Annotated in this window: 21 protein-coding genes; 10 read left to right on the top strand and 11 right to left on the bottom strand. The window is 52.3% G+C overall.

From position 1 onward, the window contains the following. Nucleotides 1–19: 19 nt before the first annotated feature. Nucleotides 20–3,196: a SusC/RagA family TonB-linked outer membrane protein gene (locus HU175_RS22530; protein ID WP_176568718.1), complete on the bottom strand. Its 3,177-nt coding sequence runs from the start codon at nucleotides 3,194–3,196 to the stop codon at nucleotides 20–22. A gap of 137 nt (nucleotides 3,197–3,333) precedes the next feature. Here HU175_RS22530 and HU175_RS22525 point away from each other — a divergent pair, with 137 nt between their 5' ends. Continuing rightward, a complete protein-coding gene (locus HU175_RS22525; protein WP_176568717.1) occupies nucleotides 3,334–4,683 on the top strand; it encodes an amidohydrolase in 1,350 nt (449 codons plus the stop codon). 64 nt (nucleotides 4,684–4,747) lie between these two features. Here the strand turns inward: HU175_RS22525 and hemH are convergent, their stop codons facing one another. Then, on the bottom strand, nucleotides 4,748–5,812 hold the full coding sequence (gene hemH, locus HU175_RS22520) for a ferrochelatase (protein ID WP_176568716.1): 1,065 nt from the start codon (nucleotides 5,810–5,812) through the stop codon (nucleotides 4,748–4,750). Between the two features lie 50 nt (nucleotides 5,813–5,862). Then, nucleotides 5,863–6,639, bottom strand: a complete 777-nt coding sequence (locus tag HU175_RS22515; protein WP_176568715.1) for a hypothetical protein — start codon at nucleotides 6,637–6,639, stop codon at nucleotides 5,863–5,865. Between the two features lie 128 nt (nucleotides 6,640–6,767). Between HU175_RS22515 and HU175_RS22510 the strand changes: the two genes are divergently transcribed. Further along, entirely contained in the window at nucleotides 6,768–7,709 is a 942-nt protein-coding gene (locus HU175_RS22510) for a hydrogen peroxide-inducible genes activator (RefSeq protein ID WP_176568714.1), read from the top strand. A 2-nt stretch (nucleotides 7,710–7,711) separates the two neighbouring features. Here HU175_RS22510 and HU175_RS22505 read toward each other — a convergent pair whose 3' ends face one another. Both HU175_RS22505 and HU175_RS22500 read right to left on the bottom strand, forming a co-directional pair. After that, on the bottom strand, nucleotides 7,712–8,527 hold the full coding sequence (locus HU175_RS22505) for a hypothetical protein (protein ID WP_176568713.1): 816 nt from the start codon (nucleotides 8,525–8,527) through the stop codon (nucleotides 7,712–7,714). A gap of 45 nt (nucleotides 8,528–8,572) precedes the next feature. Continuing rightward, nucleotides 8,573–9,835: a protoporphyrinogen/coproporphyrinogen oxidase gene (locus HU175_RS22500; RefSeq protein WP_176568712.1), complete on the bottom strand. Its 1,263-nt coding sequence runs from the start codon at nucleotides 9,833–9,835 to the stop codon at nucleotides 8,573–8,575. A 227-nt stretch (nucleotides 9,836–10,062) separates the two neighbouring features. Between HU175_RS22500 and HU175_RS22495 the strand changes: the two genes are divergently transcribed. The 7 genes from HU175_RS22495 to HU175_RS22465 all read left to right on the top strand — a co-directional run bounded on the left by HU175_RS22495 (nucleotide 10,063) and on the right by HU175_RS22465 (nucleotide 16,083). Then, on the top strand, nucleotides 10,063–10,695 hold the full coding sequence (locus tag HU175_RS22495; RefSeq protein ID WP_176568711.1) for an anthranilate synthase component II: 633 nt from the start codon (nucleotides 10,063–10,065) through the stop codon (nucleotides 10,693–10,695). After that, a complete protein-coding gene (locus HU175_RS22490) occupies nucleotides 10,676–11,452 on the top strand; it encodes an alpha/beta fold hydrolase (RefSeq protein WP_176568710.1) in 777 nt (258 codons plus the stop codon). Before HU175_RS22495 ends, HU175_RS22490 begins: the two co-directional genes overlap by 20 nt. Nucleotides 11,453–11,601: 149 nt before the next feature. Next, nucleotides 11,602–12,270, top strand: a complete 669-nt coding sequence (locus HU175_RS22485) for a CBS domain-containing protein (RefSeq protein WP_176568709.1) — start codon at nucleotides 11,602–11,604, stop codon at nucleotides 12,268–12,270. A 90-nt stretch (nucleotides 12,271–12,360) separates the two neighbouring features. Continuing rightward, entirely contained in the window at nucleotides 12,361–13,236 is an 876-nt protein-coding gene (locus HU175_RS22480) for an NAD kinase (RefSeq protein ID WP_176568708.1), read from the top strand. A gap of 183 nt (nucleotides 13,237–13,419) precedes the next feature. Continuing rightward, nucleotides 13,420–14,430 carry a DUF6089 family protein gene (locus HU175_RS22475; protein ID WP_176568707.1) on the top strand — a complete coding sequence of 337 codons (1,011 nt, stop codon included), beginning with the start codon at nucleotides 13,420–13,422 and terminating at the stop codon, nucleotides 14,428–14,430. 36 nt (nucleotides 14,431–14,466) lie between these two features. Then, nucleotides 14,467–15,138, top strand: a complete 672-nt coding sequence (locus HU175_RS22470; protein ID WP_176568706.1) for a DUF6089 family protein — start codon at nucleotides 14,467–14,469, stop codon at nucleotides 15,136–15,138. A gap of 153 nt (nucleotides 15,139–15,291) precedes the next feature. Next, nucleotides 15,292–16,083 carry a M23 family metallopeptidase gene (locus HU175_RS22465; RefSeq protein WP_176569323.1) on the top strand — a complete coding sequence of 264 codons (792 nt, stop codon included), beginning with the start codon at nucleotides 15,292–15,294 and terminating at the stop codon, nucleotides 16,081–16,083. Between the two features lie 10 nt (nucleotides 16,084–16,093). Here the strand turns inward: HU175_RS22465 and HU175_RS22460 are convergent, their stop codons facing one another. The 4 genes from HU175_RS22460 to HU175_RS22445 all read right to left on the bottom strand — a co-directional run bounded on the left by HU175_RS22460 (nucleotide 16,094) and on the right by HU175_RS22445 (nucleotide 19,613). Continuing rightward, the gene (locus tag HU175_RS22460; protein ID WP_176568705.1) at nucleotides 16,094–16,300 is read right to left on the bottom strand and encodes a hypothetical protein; all 207 of its coding nucleotides are present in this window, start codon (nucleotides 16,298–16,300) and stop codon (nucleotides 16,094–16,096) included. Then, nucleotides 16,293–17,852, bottom strand: a complete 1,560-nt coding sequence (locus tag HU175_RS22455) for a CCA tRNA nucleotidyltransferase (RefSeq protein WP_176568704.1) — start codon at nucleotides 17,850–17,852, stop codon at nucleotides 16,293–16,295. Before HU175_RS22455 ends, HU175_RS22460 begins: the two co-directional genes overlap by 8 nt. A gap of 58 nt (nucleotides 17,853–17,910) precedes the next feature. After that, the gene (locus HU175_RS22450) at nucleotides 17,911–18,447 is read right to left on the bottom strand and encodes an L-threonylcarbamoyladenylate synthase (protein ID WP_176568703.1); all 537 of its coding nucleotides are present in this window, start codon (nucleotides 18,445–18,447) and stop codon (nucleotides 17,911–17,913) included. 158 nt (nucleotides 18,448–18,605) lie between these two features. Then, nucleotides 18,606–19,613: a nitrilase-related carbon-nitrogen hydrolase gene (locus HU175_RS22445; RefSeq protein ID WP_176568702.1), complete on the bottom strand. Its 1,008-nt coding sequence runs from the start codon at nucleotides 19,611–19,613 to the stop codon at nucleotides 18,606–18,608. Nucleotides 19,614–19,866: 253 nt separating this feature from the next. Here HU175_RS22445 and bshB1 point away from each other — a divergent pair, with 253 nt between their 5' ends. Next, on the top strand, nucleotides 19,867–20,586 hold the full coding sequence (gene bshB1 / locus HU175_RS22440) for a bacillithiol biosynthesis deacetylase BshB1 (protein ID WP_176568701.1): 720 nt from the start codon (nucleotides 19,867–19,869) through the stop codon (nucleotides 20,584–20,586). Between the two features lie 356 nt (nucleotides 20,587–20,942). Here the strand turns inward: bshB1 and HU175_RS22435 are convergent, their stop codons facing one another. Further along, nucleotides 20,943–21,971, bottom strand: coding sequence for a hypothetical protein (locus HU175_RS22435; RefSeq protein WP_176568700.1), 1,029 nt, complete (start codon nucleotides 21,969–21,971; stop codon nucleotides 20,943–20,945). 45 nt (nucleotides 21,972–22,016) lie between these two features. Next, nucleotides 22,017–24,719 (bottom strand): hypothetical protein, encoded by a 2,703-nt coding sequence (locus HU175_RS22430; protein WP_176568699.1) that lies wholly within the window; start codon nucleotides 24,717–24,719, stop codon nucleotides 22,017–22,019. Nucleotides 24,720–24,731: the final 12 nt, after the last annotated feature.

Here is a 24,731-nt window from a genome sequence, read left to right as displayed (position 1 = left end):
TCATTGACTTGTCAGAATCTTAAAGGCTGAATGAAATACCTAATACCAGACTTTTGGCCGGGCTGTACGCATTGCTGGTTACACCCGTAAAGTTTTGCTGTACGTTCATTCCCTTCCGGCGCGACAGGAAGAATACATTTTCGCCACTCAAATACACTTGGGCGTTTTGCAGGAATGCTTTACGCGACAATGCATCGGGAATAGCATACGACAGCGTAATCGTACGAATGCTCAGGTAACTGGCATCGATGAGCCAGCGATCCGACGCGGCATTGAAATCGGAGGTACGGGCTGCGTCCATTCGCGGAACTGTCGTGATGTCGCCGGGTTTCTGCCAGCGGTTCAGGATGTCCATATGTTTGGCGTTACCATAATCACCTGCGCTCATTAGCGCTGCATAGGCACCATCGTAGATTTTACCGCCTAACTGGTACACAAACAGCGCTGACAGCGAAAGACCTCTGTATTTGAATGTGTTCGTAATACCTCCCGTTAAAGCAGGAATCGACGTACCAGCATAACGATAGCGGGCGTTGTTGACGTTAGTTGTCAGTGTATCGCCTGCTTCAGTGATCGTAGAATTAGTAGCTACGTAATTCATCGCTCTGTACCACACTTCACCCGTTGTCGGATTCACACCTTTGTACTCACGTAACCAGTAATCATAAATGGAATGCCCCACCGCCAGTTTCTTGGTACCGTCAATAATTTCAGGCGTCTCTTCCGGCATTTTTGTGATTTGATTCTTGATACGGGTTGCGTTCAAATCCAGGCGCCAGGTGAAGTTTTTCGTACGTACCGGTTCCAGACCCAGTTCAAGTTCGATACCGCGGTTATACATCGTACCAATGTTCCGCGTAACGGTCGTGATTCCTGTTGACAGGGGAAGAGGGACGGCAAAGATCAGGTTAGACGACCGGCGATCGAAATATTCAACCGTACCCGAAACCCGGCCGTTGAAGAGACCAAACTCCAGACCTACATCAAACGCGTTGCTCGATTCCCACTCCAGGCTCCGGTTGCCCAGGCTCGACTGCAGGATACCCGCTTCGGACGCGTTGTTCCAGCCCAGATTGTACAGCGGTTGCCAGGCGTAGTAGCTGATAGCTGCTCCGTCGGCTGTGTTACCACCACCATCGTTACCCGTTTGTCCGTATGAAGCGCGCAGTTTCAGGAGATTAATATTCGGCATCGATTTGATGAAGTTCTCCTGATCCAGACGCCAGGCACCACTCACCGAATAAAAGTTCCCCCAACGGGCGTCGGTGTAGAATTTGCTGGAACCGTCGCGACGGGCCGAGAATGACACAAAGTATTTCTGATCATAGTCGTAGTTGAAACGGGACAGGTAGCCTTCAATCCGGCGGGTGTTGTAGACCGACGACAGGTTGGTTGTGGTCGTGAAGTTCACCAACTCGTAGTTGCCATCCAGAATCTGCTGCGAGCGCGAACCCTCCAGGTTATTGTCATTTACCTGAAAATTTTCGTGCCCTACCAGTACGTCAAAATTATGCTTGCCAATCGACTTATCGTAGGTAAGCAGTTGGTTCAGGTTGAAGCTTGAAATGTTTTGGAATTCGTGCGACGCACGACCCGCTGGTGCACCGTCACCAACGATGGGGTTACCAAAAGTGTAGCCATTGTAGTTCGTAATGTCGGTACCCACGTTCGTCGAGAATTTGAAGTCCTTCAGGAAAGAGATCTCGGCGTAACCACGGGCGCTCAATACGTTCCGGCGGAAGTAGTTCTGGTTCAGAATCGTTTCCGCGACCGAGTGACGGCCGCCAAAGGCCGGACGTGCCGGTAGACCCCGCGCCGTCAGGTTCCCCAGATCCCATACGCGGCTCCCATCGGCGTTCGTGAGAAACTGACCCGGATTGGCCGGATCGTAGGCGTAAACCGGATAGATCGGACCAATGTTGCGGGAGAAAAAGAAGGGGTTGACAAAACTGGTGCTACCACCGGCATCTGCCTGGTTCGAGCGTGTAATCGTAGCCGAGATATTAGCTCCCGTTTTGAACCAGGGTTTTACCTGCGAATTAACGTTTAGGCGACCCGTGAATCGGTCGTAATCCGAGCGTATCAAGTACCCTTTGTCGTTCAGGTATGATACAGACAGGAAATAATCAGACTTGTTCTGACCACCCGATACGCTAAAGTTAATTTCATCACGGTTACCCTGGCGCATCATGGGATTCTGCCAGTTGAAATCATCGGCCGAATAAAGCAGTGTTGCATTTGGATTAAGCTGCCCATCCGTATTAACGACCTGGTTATTTGGTACGTTATAGACATTGTAGCCAACCAGGCTAATTAACTGATCGGTTGCCTGCTGGTTTGCTGTAGCAAGTGGTACTGGATTGGTGGCCCGGTAAGCAACGCTGTTTCGGTACGTTTCCCACATCAGCGGATAATAATCGCCGATGCCCACGCGCTGGTATTCGGGTAGACCCCGGGTGCTGATTCCCTTGGTATAACGGACGTTAATAACGCTGCGGTCTTTCTGGCCTTTCTTCGTCGTTACCACCACCACGCCGTTTGCCGCCCGGGCGCCATACAAAGCCGTAGAAGCTGCGTCTTTCAATACCGAAATGCTCTCGATATCGTTCGGGCTGATGTTGGCAATGCTACCCGAGTAGGGAACACCATCGACTACGTAGAGCGGATCGTTACCCGACGAGATCGAGCCAAATCCCCGAATGCGGATGTCCGGAGCCGTACCGGGCTGACCGCTGCCAGCCGTGGTCTGAACACCTGGCGTGGCACCTGACAGGGCCTGTACTACGTTCGTGATGGGTCGAACCTGAATCTGATTGGCCGAGACCGTACCAGCCGACCCCGTAAAATTGGCCCGCTTGGCCGTACCGAAGGTTGTTACGATAACCTCGTCCAGATTAGCCGCGTCGGGTTCCATCTTGATCGAAATGGTCGACTGATTAGCCACCGTAATTTCCTGAGATCGGTAGCCGATGAAGCTAAAAACAAGCCGACTACCGGGCGCAGTGTTCAGCCGATAATTACCGTCGGCGTCACTGGTGGTACCCCGTGTTGTACCTTTTACCTGAATGCTCACGCCTGGGAGACCTGAACCATCTTCTGATGAAGTGACTTTGCCACTGATCGCAATATCCTGCGCCAGAACCGGCAAACAGAACAGTACGGTAAGCAGCCAACTTCCTAATAGAAGTTTTCTCATAAATGTACTTGATGAATTGTTTTGAGCTGTAGAAATTAAGGCTACAAAATTAATCCAGTATTAATACGAATCAATATTTTATTTTGGTTTATATTTAATTTTCAATCTTTACTTCTAAAAATATAATTATTTATAAAATGAGATTAAAATACTTAAATATTGTACTTTTTTGTGCATGTTCAGTCTGTAGCCTGTCGTCATTCGGGCAGATAGCAGCCCTGGGTACCCGTATGGATAAAATGGCTGAAGGGCTTGAGAAAAAGGTAGTTACCTGGCGTCGGGACCTACACGAACACCCTGAACTAGGTAACCGGGAGTTTCAGACAGCGGCTAAAGTGGCGGCCCATCTGCAATCGCTGGGTATGGAGGTAAAAACCGGGGTTGGCAAAACGGGCGTAGTCGGTCTGTTAAAAGGAGGCAAACCGGGTCCCGTTGTGGCACTACGGGCCGACATGGATGGCCTGCCCGTAACGGAGCGAGTTGACCTGCCTTTTAAATCGGCGGTGAAAACCGAATACAACGGTCAGCCGACAGGCGTAATGCATGCCTGCGGGCATGATACCCACGTAGCGATGTTGATGGGCGCTGCCGAGATACTGGCATCAGTGAAGAGCGATCTGAAGGGAACGATAAAATTTATTTTTCAGCCGGCCGAAGAAGGCGCTCCCACGGGCGAAGAAGGTGGAGCGTACCTGATGGTGAAAGAAGGCGTACTCGAAAATCCGAAAGTAGACGCCATTTTCGGGCTGCATATTAATTCGCAAACTGAAGTTGGGACGATTAAGTACCGGCCCGGCGCTACCATGGCGGCTGTCGATTCGTATGCTATCAAGGTGAAAGGGAAACAAACACATGGGGCGTCGCCCTGGTCGGGTGTTGACCCGATTGTAACGGCGTCGCAGATCGTAATGGGGCTCCAGACCATCGTGAGCCGCAATCTACCCCTGACTGAAAACGCGGCCGTTGTGACGGTTGGTGCTATTCACGGTGGTATCCGGCAAAACATCATTCCCGAAGAGGTGAGTATGATCGGTACGATTCGTTCCCTGGATGCCAATATGCAGAAAACGATACACAGACGTATCAACGAGATTGCTACAAACATTGCCGAAAGCGCGGGCGCTAAAGCCGACGTAGACATCAATATAATGTACCCAGCTACGTATAATGACCCAACGTTGACTGATCGTATGGTCCCGACGCTGGAAGCCGTGGCGGGTAAAGCAAACGTGAAAATCACGCCCGCGCAGACGGGAGCTGAGGATTTTTCGTTCTACCAGGAAAAAATTCCGGGCTTCTTTTATTTCCTCGGCGGCATGAGTAAAGGCAAAAAAGTAGAGGAAGCCGCTCCGCATCACACCCCTGATTTCCAGATCGACGAGAGCTGTTTTGTGCTGGGCATGAAATCCCTCTGCCACCTGGCCGTTGACTACATGGAACAGGGTGGTAAGTCGATGGCTAAAGCGACAACCGCTACGGGTAGATAAACTTACTGGCGTAATAAAAAAGGGATGGCCCAGTAGTCATCCCTTTTTATTACGGTTTGTCTCATTATGCTGTTTTGACCAGGTCGACCAGCGTTTCGATCCAGATCGGGCTATCATTCAGGCTTTCGACCAGCTGCCAGTGCTGACCACCGTGTTCTTCGAACATTTCCTTATATTCGACGCCTACCTCGATTGTCGTTTCCAGGCAGTCGGCTACGAAGGCAGGCGAGAATGCCAGGACACTTTTAACACCTTTGCCCGCTAACTCCTTGATAACATCGTCGGTGTAAGGCTTAATCCACGGATCACTGCCCAGCCGCGACTGAAAGCTGGTAGTGTATTTACCCTCGGGAATACCCAGTTCTTTCACCAGACGGCGGGTCGTTTCGAAACACTGTGCCCGGTAGCAGTGCTGGTTCATGGCGTGCAGCGAACCGCAGCAATCACCAAACTTGCAGACGTTATGCGTTACGTCCCCTTTCCGGATCTGACTCTCGGGCAGACCGTGGTAGCTGAATAGGATATGCTCGTAATCATAACTCGCCAGGTACTTGCGGCCTAACTGGACAAAGCCTTCGATAAACTTGGGGTGTTCCAGAAAGCGGTTAATGAATCGAATTTCGGGAATGACCTGCCAGTCCTTCACAATGTCCATCACTTTCTCGTAGACTGAGCCGGTTGAGGCCGACGCATACTGCGGGAAAAACGGTATGACGATAATGTTGGTCAGGCCCATCTGCTGAAATTCCCGCAGCCCCGCTTCGATGCTGGGGCTCTGGTAACGCATGGCCAGTTTGACGACATAGTCGTCGCCCAACGATTTCTGGAGTTCCTTCTCAACGATATGACCGTAATATTTCAGCGGAGAGCCGTTTTCGTTCCAGAGCTGCTTATAAACTTTGGCTGATTTGGGCGCCCGAAAGGGAACAATAATACCGTTGATGAGCAGAAAACGGGGAATAAATGGTATATCGATGACGCGCCCATCCATCAGAAATTCGCGGAGGTATTTGCGAACATCTGGCACCGACGGGCTGTCGGGGGTACCCAGATTAACAATCAACACCCCCGTTTTGCCAAACCGAGTTGGTGTAACGACAGTAAGTGCTGGTAAAACAGATGCTTCCATGCGGGGAAAACAGGATTCGAATTAAGTTAGTTGCGGTGAAACGTATTACATTAATGAGCCTGTGGGTAACGGCTCAGATCGGTCCGGGTAAAATCGCTGAATACCTCGCCGGGCAGCCCCGTAAACACCATGATGTTCGTTATATCGCGCTCCCCCCGCTCGCCGGAGAGCAGGATACTGCCGTATTGTGCGTAATCGAGCCAGGGAACGGTAAACATCGGTTGGGTATCGGTGGCTTTGGCGAAATGCGCCCACTGATTCACGAGGTGCTGCTGCGGATCGACCCACACCCAGAATTTGTCGGGAGCCTGCCGGAAGGTCAACTGCAGTAGATCGGAGGGTTTTCCGGCTTGATTGGGGCGTTTGCCCAAGTATTTGAGCGTTACGCCGGGGTCTTTTAATTTGAAGGGCAGCACCAGCCAGTACGTATCGTTCAGCCAGCGGTTCTTGCTTTGCCGCAGGTAGAAAGTAAGTGAATCGGCCGCCAGAATTTCATGGCCCTGCCGAAAAACGCGGCCCCGGTCGTTATTGACATTAAGCAGGACCGTCTGGTCATCCTGCAGATTATCGATCCGGACCAGCCCATTCCACTTGTCCCATACCAGCCGGCGAAGGCTTTGAAACGTCCAGGAAATCAGGTGTGTGTCTTCCCAGGCCTGTCGTCCACCCATGGCCGCCATTACCTGATCGGCAATCTGAATAGCGCGGAAGTCGGAACCGGCCCGGTTGAAACCCGGTGCAGCCGGATTGGGCGAGTTCGAGGTTTGGGCCAGTGCAGCGGCTTGGCTAAGCGCCAGGAAAACAACAACGAGTAACCGTGTTTTCATATGCGTCAACGATTCTGCGACAAAATTAGAACAGGAATCGTCTTCTTTAGTTTGATGCAATTTAGATTTGTATCAATTTTATTGATAATACTAGGCATCGGTGCTGTTGATAACCTTATTCGTGTAGCATGACTCTGTCCCAACTCGATTATATTGTTGCCGTTGATACGTATCGTCATTTCGCGACCGCAGCCGACGCTTGCCACGTAACGCAGCCAACGCTGAGTATGCAGATCCAGAAACTGGAAGATGAGTTGGGCGTATTGGTGTTCGATCGGTCCAAACAGCCGGTTGTACCGACGGAAACCGGAAAAACTATTCTGGCGCAGGCGCGGGACGTATTGCGGGCGGCCCAGCGGATTCCTGAGATCGTCAGCGAATCGAAAGAAGATTTCCGGGGCGACCTGCGCATTGGTGTTATCCCGACGCTGGCCCCTTATCTGCTGCCGTACTTTATCACGGATTTTGTCGAGAGGTATCCGGCGGTATCGGTGCAGATTCAGGAACTGGTTACGGAACAGATCATCGATCAGTTAAAAAACGGACTGATCGACGTAGGGCTGGTGGTGACACCCCTGTCGGAGAATGGCATTACTGAAATGCCGCTGTTTCAAGAGCCGTTTGTGGTCTATACGACTAATTCGCATCCGATGGCCAAGAAAGAAACGGTGAATGCCGGTTCGTTGGAAACCGATGGCCTGTGGCTGTTGACCGAGGGTCATTGTTTTCGCAGTCAGGTCATGAATCTCTGCGGAACAGATCGTCTGCCAACGAGCCACGCCGGACTACGCTACGAAACCGGTTCGCTGGAAACGCTGATCAAGCTTATCGACCGGCAGGAAGGATTCACCTTATTGCCTTACCTGGCTACGCTTGATCTGGACCCGGTCCGGAAAGAACGCCTGCGCTCTTTCGATTCTCCCCAGCCGGTGCGGGAGGTAAGTCTGGTAACGCATCGGAGTTTTCTGAAACGACGTCTGATCAACGCCCTGCGGGATGAAATTCTGTTACGGTTACCCCAGGAGTTGCTCAAAAAACAGCAAACGGGGCGGGTCGTAGCACTTTCCTGAACTTACGGCTGATTGTTAAGTTTCTTACGACCCTCACGTTCCAGTTGCTGGTAGGCAGGCGCAAAATCAGCCCCGTCTATCATTGCCTGGCTTAGTCTGGCAACGCCCGGCGCCCCAACAAGGCGTAACCAGCGGGCTACTTCCTCGGCGGCTGTCTGGTAGGCAAGCATAACGTGCCGGTAATTGCCCCCGAAAAAATCCTTGGTTGTTTCAAGCTCCGTGAGTTTTAGCATCGGCGTCCGATAGAAATAGCGTCTCCGCAGGGGGGGGACATCCTCGGCCGATAAGCTGTCTGTCTGCCAAACCGCCGGATCAGTAAATCGATAGTCGACCATGAGGGCCAGCCCCTCGTTGAACCACTGCGGAATCTGGCGTTTGACGCGCCACCAGCCCAGCCGGGCAAAAAGCTCATCGTGACACAACTCGTGGGCAATTACGTCCGGATTGTTGCCGTCGGGTCCCAGTACGAGGTAGGACGTTCCCCAGGGGGTTCCCAGGCTACAGCCGGCTCCCTCCCCACCCAGGCAGTATTGTTCGTAAACCTCCTGCTGGGGGCAGTAAATCAGAATAGCCTTACCTTGTCTGCCTCCCCAGAACGCTCGGATACGTTGCCGGGCCGTAGCCACGTGTTCCCGGAGCTGGCGCAGCTGCCGCGTTGTTGCGTTGGTATGAACGTGCAGTTCGGTTGAGTCGGGCAGGCGGATGAAATCAGTCGACCGGTCTATCCATACGCAACGTATCAGATGAGGATACAACAGCGCGAACGCTACGGGAACCGCAATAAACAGGGGTAATACGTAACGAACCAGTACGCGCATAGAGTAAGCAATCGATCAGGCAACCAACAGAGTAAGGAGGGAAAGTTAGCCCTCTTTGTGAATAATCAATTCGGCAACCTGCCGTCCGGTCTGCATAGCCGCGTTGAGTGACGGGTAGGCGGTCCAGTCTCCGCACTGATAAAGGTTGTTGCCCAGTTGCAGGGGTTGATGCACGGAATAGGGCGTGTAGGCCGGTAGTGCCTGCGGAATATGATACGCGCGCAGATAACGCCATTGGCTGACCTCTTCCCCGAACCAGGTTGTGAGTTCGCGGAAAATACGTTCTGTCAGCGCTTCTTCATTGACCGTTTCCAGTCCCTGCGTACTCACCGAAATCAGTGACTGCCTGGCAGGAGCGTAGCCCGGTGCTACATCACTGACAACGGCCAGATTATGCACGGCCGACGCCCGGTGTGGGTTCAGCATCAATAGTTGCTTGTTATCAGGACTGACCGGGGCGGCAAAATACGAACAGGTCGTATGAGTAAACGCCTGTTGTGAGGGAATGGCATGACCAGTAAGGCGGGCTGCCTGCGCGGCATCGACGGCCAGAATCACGTGATCGGCCGAAAGGGTTTGGCCGTTGCCGAGCGTGAGGGTGCGACCCTCCAGTCGGTCTACCGGGCTGTTCAACCGCAGTTGATCGGGTGAGAGACGGCCGGTCAACTGCGTCGGAATGGCACCGATCCCCTGCGCCGGTACGGCGGCTCCGCCCGTAAAAAACATCCGGAAACAGAACTCAAAAAAATTGCTTGACGTATTGAGTGCATCTTCCAGAAAAACACCGCCGAAGAAAGGTCGGAAGAAACGGTCGATGATCTGCTCGGAGAAGCCGTTTGCCCGCAGGAACGCCAGTGTCGTTGTGGGCGTCTGGTGAAACAGATCGTCCAGAGGAAGTTCCTGCGTTTTGCGGAGCAGCTCGATAATGCGCAATTTATCGCCCATCGTACCTACCGGTGAGACCAGTGTCTGAAATACAGAAGTCGGTTCCTGAAACGGATTGACCATACTGATCCAGGCGTTCGGCTTGTCTGTATCGGGCTGGCGAATCAGCGCTCCCGAGCGAAATCCTTTCAAATCAAGGGCGGTGTAGTTCAGCAACCGCCGGGCTTCCGGGTAAGCCGTAAGCAGAATCTGAAAACCTCGATCGAGCCGAAATCCATCCACCACGTCCGTTCTGACCCGACCACCGGCAGCATCGTCTGCCTCGAGGAGTAGGGCATCAATACCCGCCTGCTTTAGATAGACAGCACAAGTAAGGCCAGCCATGCCAGCGCCAACAATGATAACGGGGTAATCGGTAGTCATAGGGCAAATGGTTTGATTCGATACCGTGAATAAACGCCAAAATTAATGACTGTGCTTTCCGGAAGCTTCAGCGCAGCCAGAGTGGAGGTGGTATTTTTTTTATAAAATTTGCATTTTTTGGATTTAATAAAAAGATAATATATTGTTAGTCAGATAGTAGCTATTTTAAGTTGTTGATTTTTTTGGCAAAGCATTAATTTTGTGGTGTTCGTTTGTGTTATAGCAGTATGAACCTGCTGGTGATCGATAATTTTGACTCGTTTACCCATATGCTCGTGGATTATCTGCATCAGGCAGGGGCCACGTGTCGGGTGGTGCGAAACAATGCGTCGATGCAGGCGTTTGACGAGGAACCCGTTGATGGCGTCGTGCTGTCGCCGGGGCCAGGAACACCCCGGCAGGCAGGTCAGTTACTGGATCTGATTGCCCGGTACCAGGGAAAAGTTCCGATACTGGGTGTGTGTCTGGGGCATCAGGCGTTAGGTGAATTTTTCGGAGCCAGGCTGCAGCGGGCGTTGCAGCCAATGCACGGAAAAGTGTCGACGGTGCGGGTACTCGAGCAACAGGACGTACTGATGCGGAACATACCCGCTACGTTTAAGGTAACGCGCTACCACTCGTTGCTGCTGAAGGATTTGCCAGCATCACTTGTACCGCTGGCAGTGACCGATGGGGGAGAGTTGATGGCGATGCGGCACCGGTCGTTACCCATCTGGGGCGTACAGTTTCACCCCGAGGCCGCCCTGACCGAGCACGGCCTCCGGCTGCTGAAAAACTGGATTGAATTTGTGTTATTAACCAGAAAAAACGTGTCCACCGCGTTAAGAAGGCTAGAAGAGTATGAACTATCAAATTCGTGAGGAGGCTGGCTTCCGGTACGTAGACGAAGGCCAGGGCGAAGTACTGTTGTTACTGCACGGGTTATTTGGAGCCCTGAGCAACTGGGATAGCGTAATCACCACCTTTTCGGATCGGTACCGGGTAATCATTCCTATGCTGCCTATCTACGAAATGCCCATCCGACAGGCTAGTCTGGAAGGCTTAATAGCATTCATCGAAAAATTCGTTGCCCAGAAAGACCTGACCGATATGACGCTGCTCGGCAATTCGCTGGGTGGTCACCTGGCGCTTCTCTACGCGTTCAAAAAACCCGACCAGGTTCGGCGGCTGGTGCTGACCGGCAGCTCGGGTCTGTTCGAAAACGGCATGGGCGGCTCGTTCCCGAAACGGGGCAGTTACGACTACATTGCCGAACGGGTTGCCTATACCTTCTACGATCCGAAAGTAGCGTCGAAAGAACTGATCGACGAAGTTTTTGAGATTACAAGCAGCATTCCTAAATGCATGAGCATTGTAGGAATTGCCAAATCGGCCCAGCGGAACAACGTAGCGAAAGATCTTTATCAGATTCAGGTACCAACCCTGCTGGTCTGGGGACTGAACGATACGATTACGCCAGCTGAGGTAGGACACGAATTCAACCGCCTGATTGCCGATTCTGAATTGCATTTCATCGATAAATGCTGCCACGCACCTATGATGGAGTGCCCTGATCAATTCAATGCGTTGCTGGAAAGCTGGCTCGTTCGCCACCCGGTAACCGAACTGGCGGTGTAACCAGCGCCGAAGACAGGGGCTGGGCAGGCGAAAAAGAAGGATGATTTGCGGCCGTGCGCTGTGAGGAACCGGCTTTTTCGTTAAGTTTCGGAAACTAAGGCGAATCGTCTGTAGTTTTTTCAAGTACCGTTTCCCTAAGCTAATCGATTATGCTGGCTGCCGAACTTATAGACCCGATGCTCCCGGCCCTGAAACCAACCGACACCGTTGGGCAGGCGCTCGACTGGATGCAGGAACATCGTATCGGACAACTCGTCCTCACCGATCAGGCCGGATATCAGGGTATCGTCAGCGAAGAACTGCTGATGGACGTAGTAACCGACGAACAGCCCCTGAGCAGCGTCATGCACCTGTTTGATCAACTGTTCGTTTATGAAGGGCAACACCTGTTCGAGATCCTGGGCATGGCACTCAAGAACCGGATGGACGTGGTGGCGGTCCTCAGCGAAGGCGGTGAATTTACGGGTACCATCTCAACGGCCGAGTTGCTGAAGCAGTTTGCCAGCGAACTTGGCGTGCAGGAAACTGGCGCTATTCTGATCCTGAATCTGAACGAACGAGACTATTCAATGGCCGAAATCAGCCGTCTGGTAGAGTCGAACAACGTCAAGATTATTAGTAGCTATTACGCCAGTGCCGCCTACGGAATGCCTGACCGCTCCCGCCTGACGCTGAAACTCAACCGACGCGAAATTGCGCCGGTTGTATCGACACTTGAACGATTTGGCTATCAGATCGAAGCAGCCTTTGCCAACGCTCCGGTGGAAAGTATCGATCAGGAGCGGCTTGACTCGCTGCTGCGGTATTTAAATACGTAAATCAGCAACGGGCATTGGGCGAGGGGAGAAGGGAAAACAGGAAATACCTTTTACCCTTCTCCCCTCGCCCAATGCCTTTCGCTCTTCTTCATGAAAATTGCCATTCACGGGCGCAACTTTCCCGAATCGGCCCGGCCTTACATTCAATCAATGTTTGACGAGTTGGCCAAGCGTCAGGCCGAGGTCATCATTTCGCAGGATTACCGCGATTTTCTTGATAATGCGGGCGTTACGCACTACAGCCAGGATACGTACAGCATCGACGAAGGCGTTTCGGACGCCGATTTTATCTTCAGTCTCGGCGGGGATGGTACACTTCTGGATGCCGTCACGCACGTTGGACCGCACCAGATTCCAATTATTGGCATTAATATTGGACGGCTAGGTTTTCTGGCGACTGTAGCGCCCGCTTCGGTTCGATTAATGATCGATGCGCTCTTTAATGAGCAGTACTCGATTGATGAACGGACCCTGGTGAGCGTTCGATCGAGCCAGGATATTTTTGGCAAGCTGCCGTTTGGCCTGAACGATTTTACGATTACCCGGACGCAGACATCGTCCATGATTACGGTTCATTCGTATCTGGATGGTGAATTTCTGAATTCATACTGGGCGGATGGACTGATTATTTCTACGCCGTCCGGCTCGACCGGCTATTCGCTGAGTTGTGGGGGACCGGTGCTGTTGCCGCAGACCAACAATTTCATTATCACGCCGATCAGTCCACACAACCTCAACGTCCGGCCTATGATTGTCATGGACTCCTGTCAGTTGTCGTTTGAAGTGGAAAGTCGGAGTGGGAATTTTCTGGCGGCTCTGGATTCCCGCTCGTTTACGGTCGATACGTCGGTGCGAATCAGCGTGCAGAAAGAGTCATTCAAAGCTCGGCTGGTTAAACTGAACGACGACAATTTTCTGAATACGCTGCGGAGCAAACTAAATTGGGGCTGGGATATCCGGAATTAGTGGATTAAATTTTCATTTGATCCTTTGTGCTGAGTCGGGGCTGACAGAATTGATGTATTTTGCCCGCACATTGAGCTGACAGGCTTATAAATTTTAGTGTCTGAGCCAATAAAATATACTCGGCGGCCGTTTCCGAAATGGCTGGCTTCGGGCTCAGATGGTTGATTCACGTATTTAACGCATATGAATAAATATAAGTATCTGGTAGCAGGCGTGGCCACAGTTCTGGCGCTGGCTGGCTCTGCTTCCAGCGGTCTGGCTCAACGAAAACCCAATACCCAGTTTACGCCGTACTCATCGGTTTCATTTGGCGCCGGTTCATCGCATTACTACGGCGATCTAGCGGGCTATAAACGGCCTATTCGGGCTACGTTTATCCTCCCACGCTGGAACGTTGGCCTGGGCTATACCCGCCAGTTCACGCCTAATTTTGCTGCTCGTGCTTCATTTACCTGGGCGCGTATCACTGGCGATGACTATACCTTTTACCGGGATAGAATTCAAAATTATCTGGTTCAATATACCCGTAATCTTCATTTTAGAAATGACTTAAAGGAGTTTGCCGTAACGGGTATTTATAACTTCATTCCGGATGGACGCAGCCCCGAACGGCGGGCTAAGATTACACCCTACCTCTTCGCTGGTATCGCACTGGTAGCCCACAGCCCTGAAGCCCGTACACCCGCAGCTCCTAATAATGAACCATATGCCGCGCAGGAGTGGGTAAAATTACAACCTCTGCACACCGAAGGACAGGGACAGCCCGGGCGCGACAAGCCTTATTCGCTGGTAACGGCTTCGATCCCAGTTGGCATCGGCGCTCGCTATCGGATCAATGATATGTTCAACGTTGGTGTTGAGATCGGATTCCGTTATACGTTCACGGATTATCTGGATGATGTAGGCGGTCCTTATGCTGATCCTACCAGTCTGGAAGGGCTGGCTCGCGTAATGGGAGATCGGCGTTTTGAACAGAATGCCGCCCGATACAAAAACAATCCGCCGAACCGCTACCAGGTGTTGACTGATTTGTTTACGAACGGTTCACCCGATCTACAGGCTGCAATTCAGGATGCATTAACAACTCAACCTGCTCGGGGGGCTGATGGATACCTGAACGATGGATACCTGCTGACTAACATTTCTATTCAGTACGTTATCCCCAGTAAGATCAAGTGTCCACCGATCCGATAAAAGCCTGAGTCAGCATTTGTACTTGCGTAGGTATTTATGAATCAATTACACTATAAACTAGCCCGGCTGCTTGTAGCCGGGCTTTTTATCAGCACGACAGCGCAGGCGCAGAAAATAGAAGTGGGGGGGGGACTTGGTGGGATGCTGTACAAAGGAGACGTATCGCCCAGTCTGAACCCACGGTTTATTGCGCCGGGTGCCAATCTGTTCTTTCGCTATAACGCAACCCGATCGTTCTCAATGCGGGCCGGCATCGGACTAGGCGTGCTACGTGGGTCCGATCGTCTGAGCAGTGATCCGTTTCAACAGGCGCGGGATTTTTCTTTCCGTACCAATCTGGGCGAAGCAACGGTCGATCTGGAATACAATTTCCTGAATTACAAATCTTCTCCCAAAGTAAAAAACTGGACGCCCTACGTGTTTGGGGGCGTGGGTATCTGTAATTTTCGCAATGACGTTATCCGGGCCAGAGGAGTGCTGAGCTTCCCGCTTGGTGTTGGTTTCAAATACGAGATCAAACGACCCTGGAGTGTTGGCGTTGAATTTGGAACCCGGTTCACCAACAATGATTACCTCGATGCGCTGGGAGAACGAACGTTCGGGACGACAAACAATAAACTGGCGCAGGGCAACCCGGCCCTGCGGGATAGCTATACGTACACGGCGATCACGCTGAGTTACACCTTCTACAAACTCGTCTGTCCCTGATACGACTGCCGGTTGATGGCGGAACAATACCGTTTTATACGCAAAGACCACCGGATTAACCATCAGCTACTTCACCTGTCGCACTACTTTGCGTATTTTTGGCGTATTGAATAAGCCACATTCGATCCGGTGAAGATTGACGTAACTTCGTGCATGCGGTTAATGGGTATTTTAGGGGCAGTGCTGATCGGAGGGCTGAATGCCGCTTCGTCGCAGGTCATTACCCGCAATTCAGACGAGCCCACCCTGTACACTTACTGCCAGCACTTTCAGTCGCTGTATACCCAAATACGTGAGGAAAGCATTACACCCGACTCGGCTCGGCTGGAATTTAGTCAGATTATGCATGGCCTGCAGGAGCGTTTCCGTAGTCGGGCGAACGCCAGTCAGGATTCGCTGCAGCGCGATAGTCTGTACCGGAGTGGGCGCTACTTCGCTTTTCCGATCCGGGGATATGCTACCAGTGCGATCGGGGGCACACATGGCGAAGGCTATCGGGGCAAAGGATTCGATCTGTTTGACTACAACGTACGGGGCAGCCACCCGGCGCAGGATATTTTTATCGCCGACCGCAATCAGGATGCGCTGGACGACCGAACCAGTAAACCCGCCGATGTACTGGCGATGAGCAATGGGCTGGTGCTGGCCATTGAAACCGGCTGGAAGCCGGGCTCTGAGTATCGGGGTGGCAACTGGATATGGGTGTATGACCCAACCCTCCACGGCTTATTCTACTACGCTCACAATAACGAAATCTACGTAACGCCCGGGCAGTGGGTGCAGGCGGGGCAGAAGCTGGCCGATATGGGGCGAACGGGCTACAATGCCTATAAGACCCGCTCGCCGACCCATCTACACCTTATGTATTTGCAGATTCAGCCGAATGGACTGCCCGAACCTGTCAATACGTACCCTTGGTTGCTAACCGCGCAGGTATCCAAATAAGTCGGCAGCTCTACGACTCCCGAACTAGATTTACGCCCGTAATCAGGAATATCATTCCGACAATGAACGGAGCAGCTGCCTCGCCGTGCGATACGCGCAGACCTAGCACGGGCTTCCCGTCAGACAGGAAGGCGATCAGGGCAAACAGGATGACGACTACACCCAGGATGGTGAGCGATGCGCCGAAAAAGCGCCGGAAATTGGTATTGTTATCCATTTGATTCAGTATGCTGATTTTCAGTAACTATTGGTTGAATTTCATCAAGTTTCTTAACCACCGTTAGACCGCGTTTTTTCCCTTCCTCAATAAGCATTGGAAAAGCGCCTTCAAGGGTGTTGGGCACGAGTCCATCCAGGATGGCTTCCCGGAGAACGGTTTTCAGTTCCCCGACTTCTTTGGATGGGGTTAGATTAAAGGCTTCCATAATCAGCTCGCCCGTGACGACAGGCTGGAAATTACGGAGTTTATCCCGCTCTTCCAGATCGTGGAGCTTCCGTTCAACCTTGTCAAAATTGCGGAGGTGTTTCTGCACTTTTTCGTAATTCTTCGACGTAATATCCGCCCGGCAAAGCGCCATCAGACCGTCCAGATCATCACCGGCATCGACCAGCAATCGACGTAATGCTGAGTCGGTTATCTGTTCTTTCGTCAGCGCAATGGGACGCAGGTGCAGACGGACGAGCTTCTGTACAAAGCGCATGTGCTCATTAAGGGGGAGCTTCATCGTCCGGAAAATGCCCGGTGTCCAGCGTGCGCCCAGGTCTTCGTGACCGTGAAAGGTCCAGCCTGCTTTCTGGTCAAAACGCTTGGTAGCCGGCTTGGCAATGTCGTGTAATAAGGCCGCCCAGCGTAGCCAGAGTTCGTTGTCTCGCAGCGAAGCTGGTGCGTTCGTCCGGTTCGCTACGTTGTCCAGCACCTGCAGGGTATGGTAAAAATTGTCTTTGTGCCCCTTCCCCTCAATGGTCTCAACACCTTTCAGCACAACGAGTTCCGGGAATATGCGGTCAAGCAAACCAGCGTGGTAGAGAAGTTTGAAGCCGTAAGAAGGTGTAGGCGACAGAAGAATTTTGTTCAACTCATCGGTAACTCGTTCCCGCGAAACGATGCTGATGCGTTCGTTCATGCGAACAATGGCGTCGAACGTATCAGGCTCAATGTCGAAATTAAGCTGCGCGGCAAAGCGGATGGCCCGCATCATTCGTAAGGGATCGTCGGAGAACGTAATGTCCGGATCAAGCGGAGTGCGAATGATTTTTCGCTTGATGTCGGCCAGTCCGTTGAAGGGGTCGAGCAGTTCGCCAAAACCGACACCCGACTGCTGGTTGAGGCTGATACCCATAGCGTTGATCGTGAAGTCACGCCGATTCTGGTCGTCTTCGAGCGTACCATCTTCAACGATGGGCTTGCGCGAATCACTGCGATATGACTCCTTGCGGGCGCCAACAAACTCAACTTCCCAAGCCTGTTCAGAGCTGGAATCACGCTTCGGAAAGGATTGGCCAGGTTGGACCTGGCCCGGGGAGGTTCGTAGCATGGCCGTACCAAAACTAGGAAAAACTGATACGTTGGTGTGCAGCGCTTTTCCCACGGCTTCGGCCAGGGCAATGCCACTCCCGATGCAGACCACGTCAATATCTTTGGAAGGACGTCCCATAATGAGATCGCGAACGAAGCCACCAATAACGTAGGCGTCGACGCCCAGCGTGTCGGCCTCGTGGGCGATCCGGCCAAAAATGGGGTTTTTATGTAAGATGTCGCTGAAATTCATGCGCTTGTGTACCAGGCCGACTGCGCATCATGATGAGACAGCAGGTCTGGACAGGTAATTATTTTCTGATGAACCGAACCCCACCGTCAACGTTCAGAACCATAATACGCGGGCGCTCCAGCTTGGAAGGAAGGGTGCCGTAATAACCAGCTACGGTATCTTTAGGAAGCTGCGCTACGTTCAATGTTTCGAAGGGTATCGTAAGTAATCCCCGGCCAAAACCACCAATCAGTCGCTGCACTTCCTCGTTCAGGCTGCGTCGGACGGCAATGGTACCGGCCTGGTTGTCCGTGTTTGTAGGCCACAATCGCCCTGAAACGTTCTTCCCCTGATCGTACACAACCGTCAGAGGACTATCGGCAAACTCGACCAGATCAAATGCTACGTCGGGCAACTGCGCTACGTACATACCAAGCTGATCGGTGTTCTGGATAAGGATGGTTGGATAAAAACCAGTCGGTAAAAGCGGGAGCAAGGTATCAACTGCCGAATCGTTGGTTGGGTCGGCAGCAATCGACCAGCCTGTTTCGTCGGCCAGAGCAATCAGATGCCCCTGTCGGAGCTGGTAGGCGGTATCGCGGATGCTTAAGGTCATAGCTAATTAACCCGCAAAAATACAGCAAGTTTAGATAAACACCGTAGACCGGCTAGTTTTCGACAGTCGTACAGCCGAAAGTTTTCGACAGGATTACGGGATTCCCGGGAATTATAAAACCTAAACCAATTCTACAAATCCTGTAATCCTGTCAATTTTTAGCTATAGAGTTTTTTGATAACTTCCTGTTGGGTACGAACGAAGAAGGCACGTTCGGCGGGTTGGCTCAGGAGCGTATCGGGTGGGTAAACGCTGTGCTGGGCGTAGCTGTTGGCGTAAAGCTCATAGCGTTGCCGGGCCAGCAGATTGGCCAGCGCAGGCCGCTGACGAAACTCCCGCAACGCGGCCAGATCAATATCAGCATTGGCAACCAGGCTTTCGCCATAAGCCGCTTCGGCCAGGACAATTCCTTTGTGGTCGACGATTCGGGAGTGACCGTCGGTGGTTTCGGCGGGTAAGGGACTGCCCGATACACCAGCTGAATTAGCGGATACGACATAGGCCATATTTTCAATTGCCCGCGCCTGCTTGGCTATCTTACGGGGAGTCTGCAACGGACTGGCAATTTCGGAAGCGGAATGGAGCAGTACTTCGGCCCCGCGCATGGCCAGACAACGCGCAACTTCAGGAAACAGAATATCGTCGGAAGACAGACAGGCCAGATTTCCGATATTCGTTCGGGCAACCGGAAACAGCGAATCGTATCCGTACGCATCCAGGTAAAGCTCCCAAACATCGTGTGGGGTAGGAGCGTACATCGCATTAAGCTGCCGATACCGCAGTAATACGTCACCATTCGGGCCAATAATGAAACTGGTCTGGAAGTAAAGCTCCGGAAAGAAGGGGTCCTGTTCGTAGGCATTACCTGAGAAATACACCTGCTGCCGCTGTACCATCGCGCTCAGCGCTTCATAGATGGGGCCATTAATCTCTAAAGCCGCTTTCTCGCGCCATTCGTGAATTGTTTCGCGGGTTGGAATACCGGTTAGAAAAGATTCCGGCGCCACAATCAGCAGCGTATCACGCCCAATATGGCCAATGGAGGCTGCTATCTGAGTTTCGATTCGTTCGATTGAACGAAGCATCATGAATTCGGCTTCGTCGCGGGTCTGGCTATTGGTAATCGACTGGCAGTTTAGTTGAAGGGCAAGCGCTTTGTAGGACATTGCTGGGAGGATACGTTAGATGTGCTGCAAAAAAGTGGAGTTAGATGAACGTGAGTTTATGGGCAGAACGGCTGCAAAATACCACTTTCAGCCTAATTTGACGTGTTTTAGAGCGGAAAGTCAGCCAGAGTGTGTAATTGAACCAGCACTTTCTTGTTTGAATTGAGCGGATTTGAGGGATAAAGCGAAACTTTCGGCTCCGCTTTCGCGTAAAATCGGGAGGGGTGTTTGAAAACAGCCTCTATTACCCTACATGACTGTTGACGTACTGGCCATTGGTGCCCACCCCGACGATATTGAGATGACAAGCGCGGGGACGATTTTTTCGCTTATTTCTCAGGGAAAAACGGTTGCCGCTATCGACCTTACCCAGGGTGAACTGGGTACCCGTGGTACGCCCGAAATCCGTCTGCAGGAAGCGGCCGAAGGGGCACGAATCATGCAGTTATCAGCCCGCGAGAACATGGGTTTCCGGGATGGATTCTTTCGCAATGATGAGGAGCATCAGAAGGCGCTCATTCCAATGATTCGGAAGTATCAGCCTAAAATTATACTGACCAATACGCCCGACGACCGGCACCCGGATCATGGTCGGGCGGCCCAATTGGTAACGGAAGCCTGCTTTTATGCGGGGTTGCGGCAGATTAAAACGGCAGACGAAAACGGCCAGCCGCAGGAAGCGCATCGCCCGATTTACATCTACCATTTCATCCAGGACCGCGCCCTGAAGCCGGATTTTGTTGTTGACATTTCCCCGTACTGGGAACAAAAACTGGCGGCCATTAAAGCTTACAAAAGTCAGTTCTTCAACCCGGACAGCACAGAGCCCCAAAGTTACATTTCGGGTGAGCCGTTTATGAAGTTCCTGGAAGCCCGCACCCGCGAACACGGCCACATGATCGGGGCTGAGTTTGGCGAAGGCTTCATCAGCAAACGGATGCTGGGCGTAACGAATTTATTTGAGCTGGTTTAGGTACGAGAAAGGCAAAGTCAACTCTTGAATTTATAAAAAGGGTAGGATTTTCGTTAGGTGAGCCGTTTGGCAAAACTGATGAAATCCTACCCTTTTATGTTTGACAGGTCGAGTTTTACCGGGCAGGTACTGGCCGTCTGTCTGACGAAAATTAATTCCGCAAATACTTGAGCAGCGCCAGAATGACCAGTACGCCTATAGTCAAACCCACCAGATACGATAAAACAGACAGAATGATAAAGAGATTTTGTAGAAACGGGAACATAGCTGATTTCTGTTACTAACACAACGTAAGGCAACAGTCATCGTAAAGCAGCAAAATCATAACAGACTACTGCTACGTCTCCCTATACCCCTTACAAAATTCTCTGTTTATCCGCTGGACGTGTATGCAAAAGATCTGTTACTCGATCCAGCCATAAAGCGCGTCCGGTGCAGTTCCAGTGCGTATCGCCCTGTGCGTAGGGCGACTGGGAAGCACTTTTATACGAACTATAGACATCAACTACCGGAACCTGTAAGTTGGGGTGCTGTTGCACGCGCTCGATCAGGTGGTTATAAGCGTCCCGGTCCGGTTCCAGGATACTCGCTTTATTGGGAATGATCGATAGATAAACGGCGTCAAAACCCAGTCGTTTGTACCGCGCAGCCGTTACGTTGACGCTGTCAACAAGGGTATTGAGTTCCTGATCTGACAGGGGAGCAAACGACGAATTGAGTTTTTTACTCGTATCGGTATCCAGATTGGTGAAGACGTGCTGTTTGTCTTCGGAGAGACTCACGTTACCCGTAGTGCGGTTAAACCAGTCCAATGTCAGATGCGCTTTCAACTCTTTGAACCAGAACGCCCAGGCACCGCTGAATAACGTCGATTCCAATCGCTCCTCTACGTCGATCCGGTGAAACTCCTGTCCCAACTGCCGGTATAAAGTAACCTTGGGCGGGGCCATTCTTGTCGTGTCGGACTGGATAACCAGTTCATTGACGGGGTGTGTAAAATGTTCGCGGAAATGGCGCTCAACCGTTTCGATAAGCAGAACATTCCGTTTTGCTGGATTTAATTGAGCACGTTGCGGATGTTCCCAGGCCGCGCGCTGGTAATGACTCACTGGGAAATCATCCTTACTCAGGCGTTGTGGCTCGGTAAAACTATCACCAATAATGTACAGGTGCGTGCTTGACGTATCACTTGACAGGTGACTAACCGGACAAGGTACGGCTTCTTCCTTGAACTGAGGAAGCGCCGACATGCGGTAGAGGTCGCCGTATTTGTAGTCATCGGCAACAACGCCAATATCGTAGAGCCAGTGGGAAACAGTTGTCGACAAACCTCCTCCCCAAAGAATAAGCGCTACAGCCAGCGCGATGTAACGAACGAATCGCATGGTAACGTACTAAAGACTTTTATGACTGACCGGCAAACAACGTGATTACCGGAGCCGGATGCTATACAATAGAACTGACTGTCGGGAGCTACTCAGCGCAAAGAGCTCATTCGTGCGCTCATCGAACTGTAGCGTAATTGGAAAATCGCTCGGAATTGGTCGATCACAGGCCAGTTTGCCGTTCAGGTCGTATAGGCTCGTAAAATTACCCGATTTTACGCTGATCAGTTCAATACCCGCTCCCAGGCGGTGGTAGCGTACGTCGTTTTGACCCGATAGGAGCGCCCGCACCTCGAAACGCCGACGTCCCTGCTGGTCCAGAACGGCAATTTCCGTATCGGTGGTACGCAGTAATAACCAATCAGTTTGATCAAGATCAGGTAAGAGCTGGAAAACGCCGTTACGGACAGGACGATAAAGCTGGGTTCGTTTGGCAATCATGCCCGTTTGTTTCAGCGCCAGCAGTTGACCTTCATCCGTGATCGTATGAATATCGTTATCCGTTTGACCGGTTGCTACCAGCGCTGGACCCGCAAATTTAACCTCAGGTTCGTCTGGTTTGGTACGTTCAATACGTACCGGAAAATGCGGAAGTTCTGTGCCGTTCTCCTGCCAGAAATGCAACGTGCCATCGGCCTGGGCGGCCAGGATATGCATGCCTGTTGGTTTGGGCACAACCTGGAAAGGCGGCAGCAAAGGCGCTTGCTTCGACGAGGTCATAATGCGGACGAAAGCCTGTTTCTGGCGGTCCAGCGCGTAAATATGTCCATCGTCATGGCTAACCAGCGCGGCCAGGTTTCGCTGCTGGCTGCCCCGGGGACGAATCAGGTAGGTAGGGTTGACGCCACGGGGCAGGGGAATACGCTGGAGTCTGGCGTCTGGCTGGCCTGGATCGGTAACGTAGAGCGTCCGGTCGGTCATAAACAAATACTGAAGTCGACCATTGTTGAGAAAATCAACCGCCAGCGTGTTGCTGCGAATAGGGCCATCAAGAGACTGCTGCCCCGTTTTTTCACCGTCTGGTGTCACCAGCCAGAACTGATTGGTGTTTGTGTGGGCATAAAACTGGGCCGCGCCTTCGCTCAGGCTCCCCGTAGTCACGGGGGCTGATGCCAACGCAGCGTCGAGTTCGGTTTTCTTGACGAGCAGAAGTTTGTTCAGGAGGGCCCGGCTAGCCCGGCGGGTTGTGCGGCCCAGGACGACCGTAGAGAGGATTTTTTCGTTGCCATAGCTGGCCTGGTACGCCATGTTCTCCAGATTAACTAGTGCTGGATCTGGGTGGTCGAGCAGGTTTTGCCAGCCCAGCGGCCACGAGGCTGGAATAATTGTTTCGGCGCGGGTCAATCGGGCAAACGCCGTGAAGTTAGCAGGACGTAGCGTGCCTTTCAGCAGATCGAGCTGCCGTTCGTCGGAGGCCCAGGTTGCCCCCCGCTGAATCTGCTGCAGGTAGTCCAGCATCGTCTCCTCGCTGTTAGCCACAATCAGTGATGAGCCGTGCTGCGTGATCCAGCTTTGCGAAAAACCGCTGAAAAGATTACTGAATAATGAGGCCGGTAGCTCGGGTACCTGCAGTAACAGTGTTTTGTGGCCCAGAAAATTGCGCGGAGCCTGGGGTCTACCGGCCCCCGCCAGAAAAGCAGCCTGCTGGTAAGCGGCTACGAGTTGTTTTCCGTTTTGGGATGTAAGCACTACGACTTGCCGGAGTCCACCCGTTGGCGATTCCATCCGACAGAGCATAATATCAGGGCCCAGCGACTTGTAGAGTGGGGCGGTGGCCGGTTCAATCTGGCTGAACCGCTCTTTCAGAAAGTCGCTGGAGGCTGAGCCGAGTAAGCGGCTTAGCGAACGGCCAAATCGGGTCGCGTCGCTGATACCGATATGGTAGAGCGTAGCCGTTGTGCGCGGAATCAGGTTAGCGGCCTGAATTCGCCGGGGGGTCTGACCCGCAAACAGGGCCGCCACGTCACGACGACCGCCAATATCATCGACAGCGTAACCGATCAGATGGGATTGGGAACTCGACCGCCGAAACAGCAGGTTCATCTGCTCCGGCAGAAACAGCTTAACCAGCGAGCCAACGTTGCCGAACAGCGACTCCAGCACTTCGGGACGTACCGACAACCCCGCTAATAGATCCGTCCCCGTCTCAAAAGACGGCGTAGGCTGCGTGCTGGGGAACAGCCGGTTCATGTTGCGCGCTACGTTCTCGGTCAGAATGCCGGACGCGCTGCCAATCAGGTAGGTATCTGTAAGGATAAACGAGCCAATGGGATCACTTGAACGCGACACCAGATCCAGGATTTTCTGTCCCGAGAATGTATGGTTCAACACCCGATACTGGCGCGGGTCGGGGTTGGTCAGATGTTGGAGAAACGCTTTGTCAGCATCGTTGAGCGGTATGTAAAAGATAAAATCAAGATTATTTCGGGTAATGGTGTGAAGCGAATAATGAACGTCTTTCCCGGTTATAAACTTTAGAACGGTGGCGGTGTCAGCCGTGGCGTACAGAAACCGGTCGAGCCGTTGGCGGGCTTCGTCAAAAACTGGAATCTGACGTAAGGCGATCTGGGTGCGCAGTGCCTGCCGCGACGTGGTATCCTGCAGCCGGTCGCTGGCAATGACCAGTAGCGCGCCTGGGGGAACAAGCGATCCGACGGTATGTTCGGCGGAGAACAGAAGCCGGTATCCCAGCCAGCCACCGACCAGGGCTACAACAACAGCGAGGCCAATCCAGATCTTTTTGTTCATAAGGGCTAAAGC

This window comes from Spirosoma sp. KUDC1026, assembly GCF_013375035.1.
Classification (GTDB): Bacteria; Bacteroidota; Bacteroidia; order Cytophagales; family Spirosomataceae; genus Spirosoma.
This window is presented reverse-complemented; position numbering and strand designations above follow the sequence as displayed.

What these genes read in the sequence shown, in the direction of transcription:
- HU175_RS22530 (WP_176568718.1), bottom strand. Translation starts at nt 3,196, where the DNA reads ATGAGAAAACTTCTATTAGGAAGTTGGCTGCTTACCGTACTGTTCTGT.
- HU175_RS22525 (WP_176568717.1), top strand. Translation starts at nt 3,334, where the DNA reads ATGAGATTAAAATACTTAAATATTGTACTTTTTTGTGCATGTTCAGTC.
- hemH (WP_176568716.1), bottom strand. Translation starts at nt 5,812, where the DNA reads ATGGAAGCATCTGTTTTACCAGCACTTACTGTCGTTACACCAACTCGG.
- HU175_RS22515 (WP_176568715.1), bottom strand. Translation starts at nt 6,639, where the DNA reads ATGAAAACACGGTTACTCGTTGTTGTTTTCCTGGCGCTTAGCCAAGCC.
- HU175_RS22510 (WP_176568714.1), top strand. Translation starts at nt 6,768, where the DNA reads ATGACTCTGTCCCAACTCGATTATATTGTTGCCGTTGATACGTATCGT.
- HU175_RS22505 (WP_176568713.1), bottom strand. Translation starts at nt 8,527, where the DNA reads ATGCGCGTACTGGTTCGTTACGTATTACCCCTGTTTATTGCGGTTCCC.
- HU175_RS22500 (WP_176568712.1), bottom strand. Translation starts at nt 9,835, where the DNA reads ATGACTACCGATTACCCCGTTATCATTGTTGGCGCTGGCATGGCTGGC.
- HU175_RS22495 (WP_176568711.1), top strand. Translation starts at nt 10,063, where the DNA reads ATGAACCTGCTGGTGATCGATAATTTTGACTCGTTTACCCATATGCTC.
- HU175_RS22490 (WP_176568710.1), top strand. Translation starts at nt 10,676, where the DNA reads ATGAACTATCAAATTCGTGAGGAGGCTGGCTTCCGGTACGTAGACGAA.
- HU175_RS22485 (WP_176568709.1), top strand. Translation starts at nt 11,602, where the DNA reads ATGCTGGCTGCCGAACTTATAGACCCGATGCTCCCGGCCCTGAAACCA.
- HU175_RS22480 (WP_176568708.1), top strand. Translation starts at nt 12,361, where the DNA reads ATGAAAATTGCCATTCACGGGCGCAACTTTCCCGAATCGGCCCGGCCT.
- HU175_RS22475 (WP_176568707.1), top strand. Translation starts at nt 13,420, where the DNA reads ATGAATAAATATAAGTATCTGGTAGCAGGCGTGGCCACAGTTCTGGCG.
- HU175_RS22470 (WP_176568706.1), top strand. Translation starts at nt 14,467, where the DNA reads ATGAATCAATTACACTATAAACTAGCCCGGCTGCTTGTAGCCGGGCTT.
- HU175_RS22465 (WP_176569323.1), top strand. Translation starts at nt 15,292, where the DNA reads ATGCGGTTAATGGGTATTTTAGGGGCAGTGCTGATCGGAGGGCTGAAT.
- HU175_RS22460 (WP_176568705.1), bottom strand. Translation starts at nt 16,300, where the DNA reads ATGGATAACAATACCAATTTCCGGCGCTTTTTCGGCGCATCGCTCACC.
- HU175_RS22455 (WP_176568704.1), bottom strand. Translation starts at nt 17,852, where the DNA reads ATGAATTTCAGCGACATCTTACATAAAAACCCCATTTTTGGCCGGATC.
- HU175_RS22450 (WP_176568703.1), bottom strand. Translation starts at nt 18,447, where the DNA reads ATGACCTTAAGCATCCGCGATACCGCCTACCAGCTCCGACAGGGGCAT.
- HU175_RS22445 (WP_176568702.1), bottom strand. Translation starts at nt 19,613, where the DNA reads ATGTCCTACAAAGCGCTTGCCCTTCAACTAAACTGCCAGTCGATTACC.
- bshB1 (WP_176568701.1), top strand. Translation starts at nt 19,867, where the DNA reads ATGACTGTTGACGTACTGGCCATTGGTGCCCACCCCGACGATATTGAG.
- HU175_RS22435 (WP_176568700.1), bottom strand. Translation starts at nt 21,971, where the DNA reads ATGCGATTCGTTCGTTACATCGCGCTGGCTGTAGCGCTTATTCTTTGG.
- HU175_RS22430 (WP_176568699.1), bottom strand. Translation starts at nt 24,719, where the DNA reads ATGAACAAAAAGATCTGGATTGGCCTCGCTGTTGTTGTAGCCCTGGTC.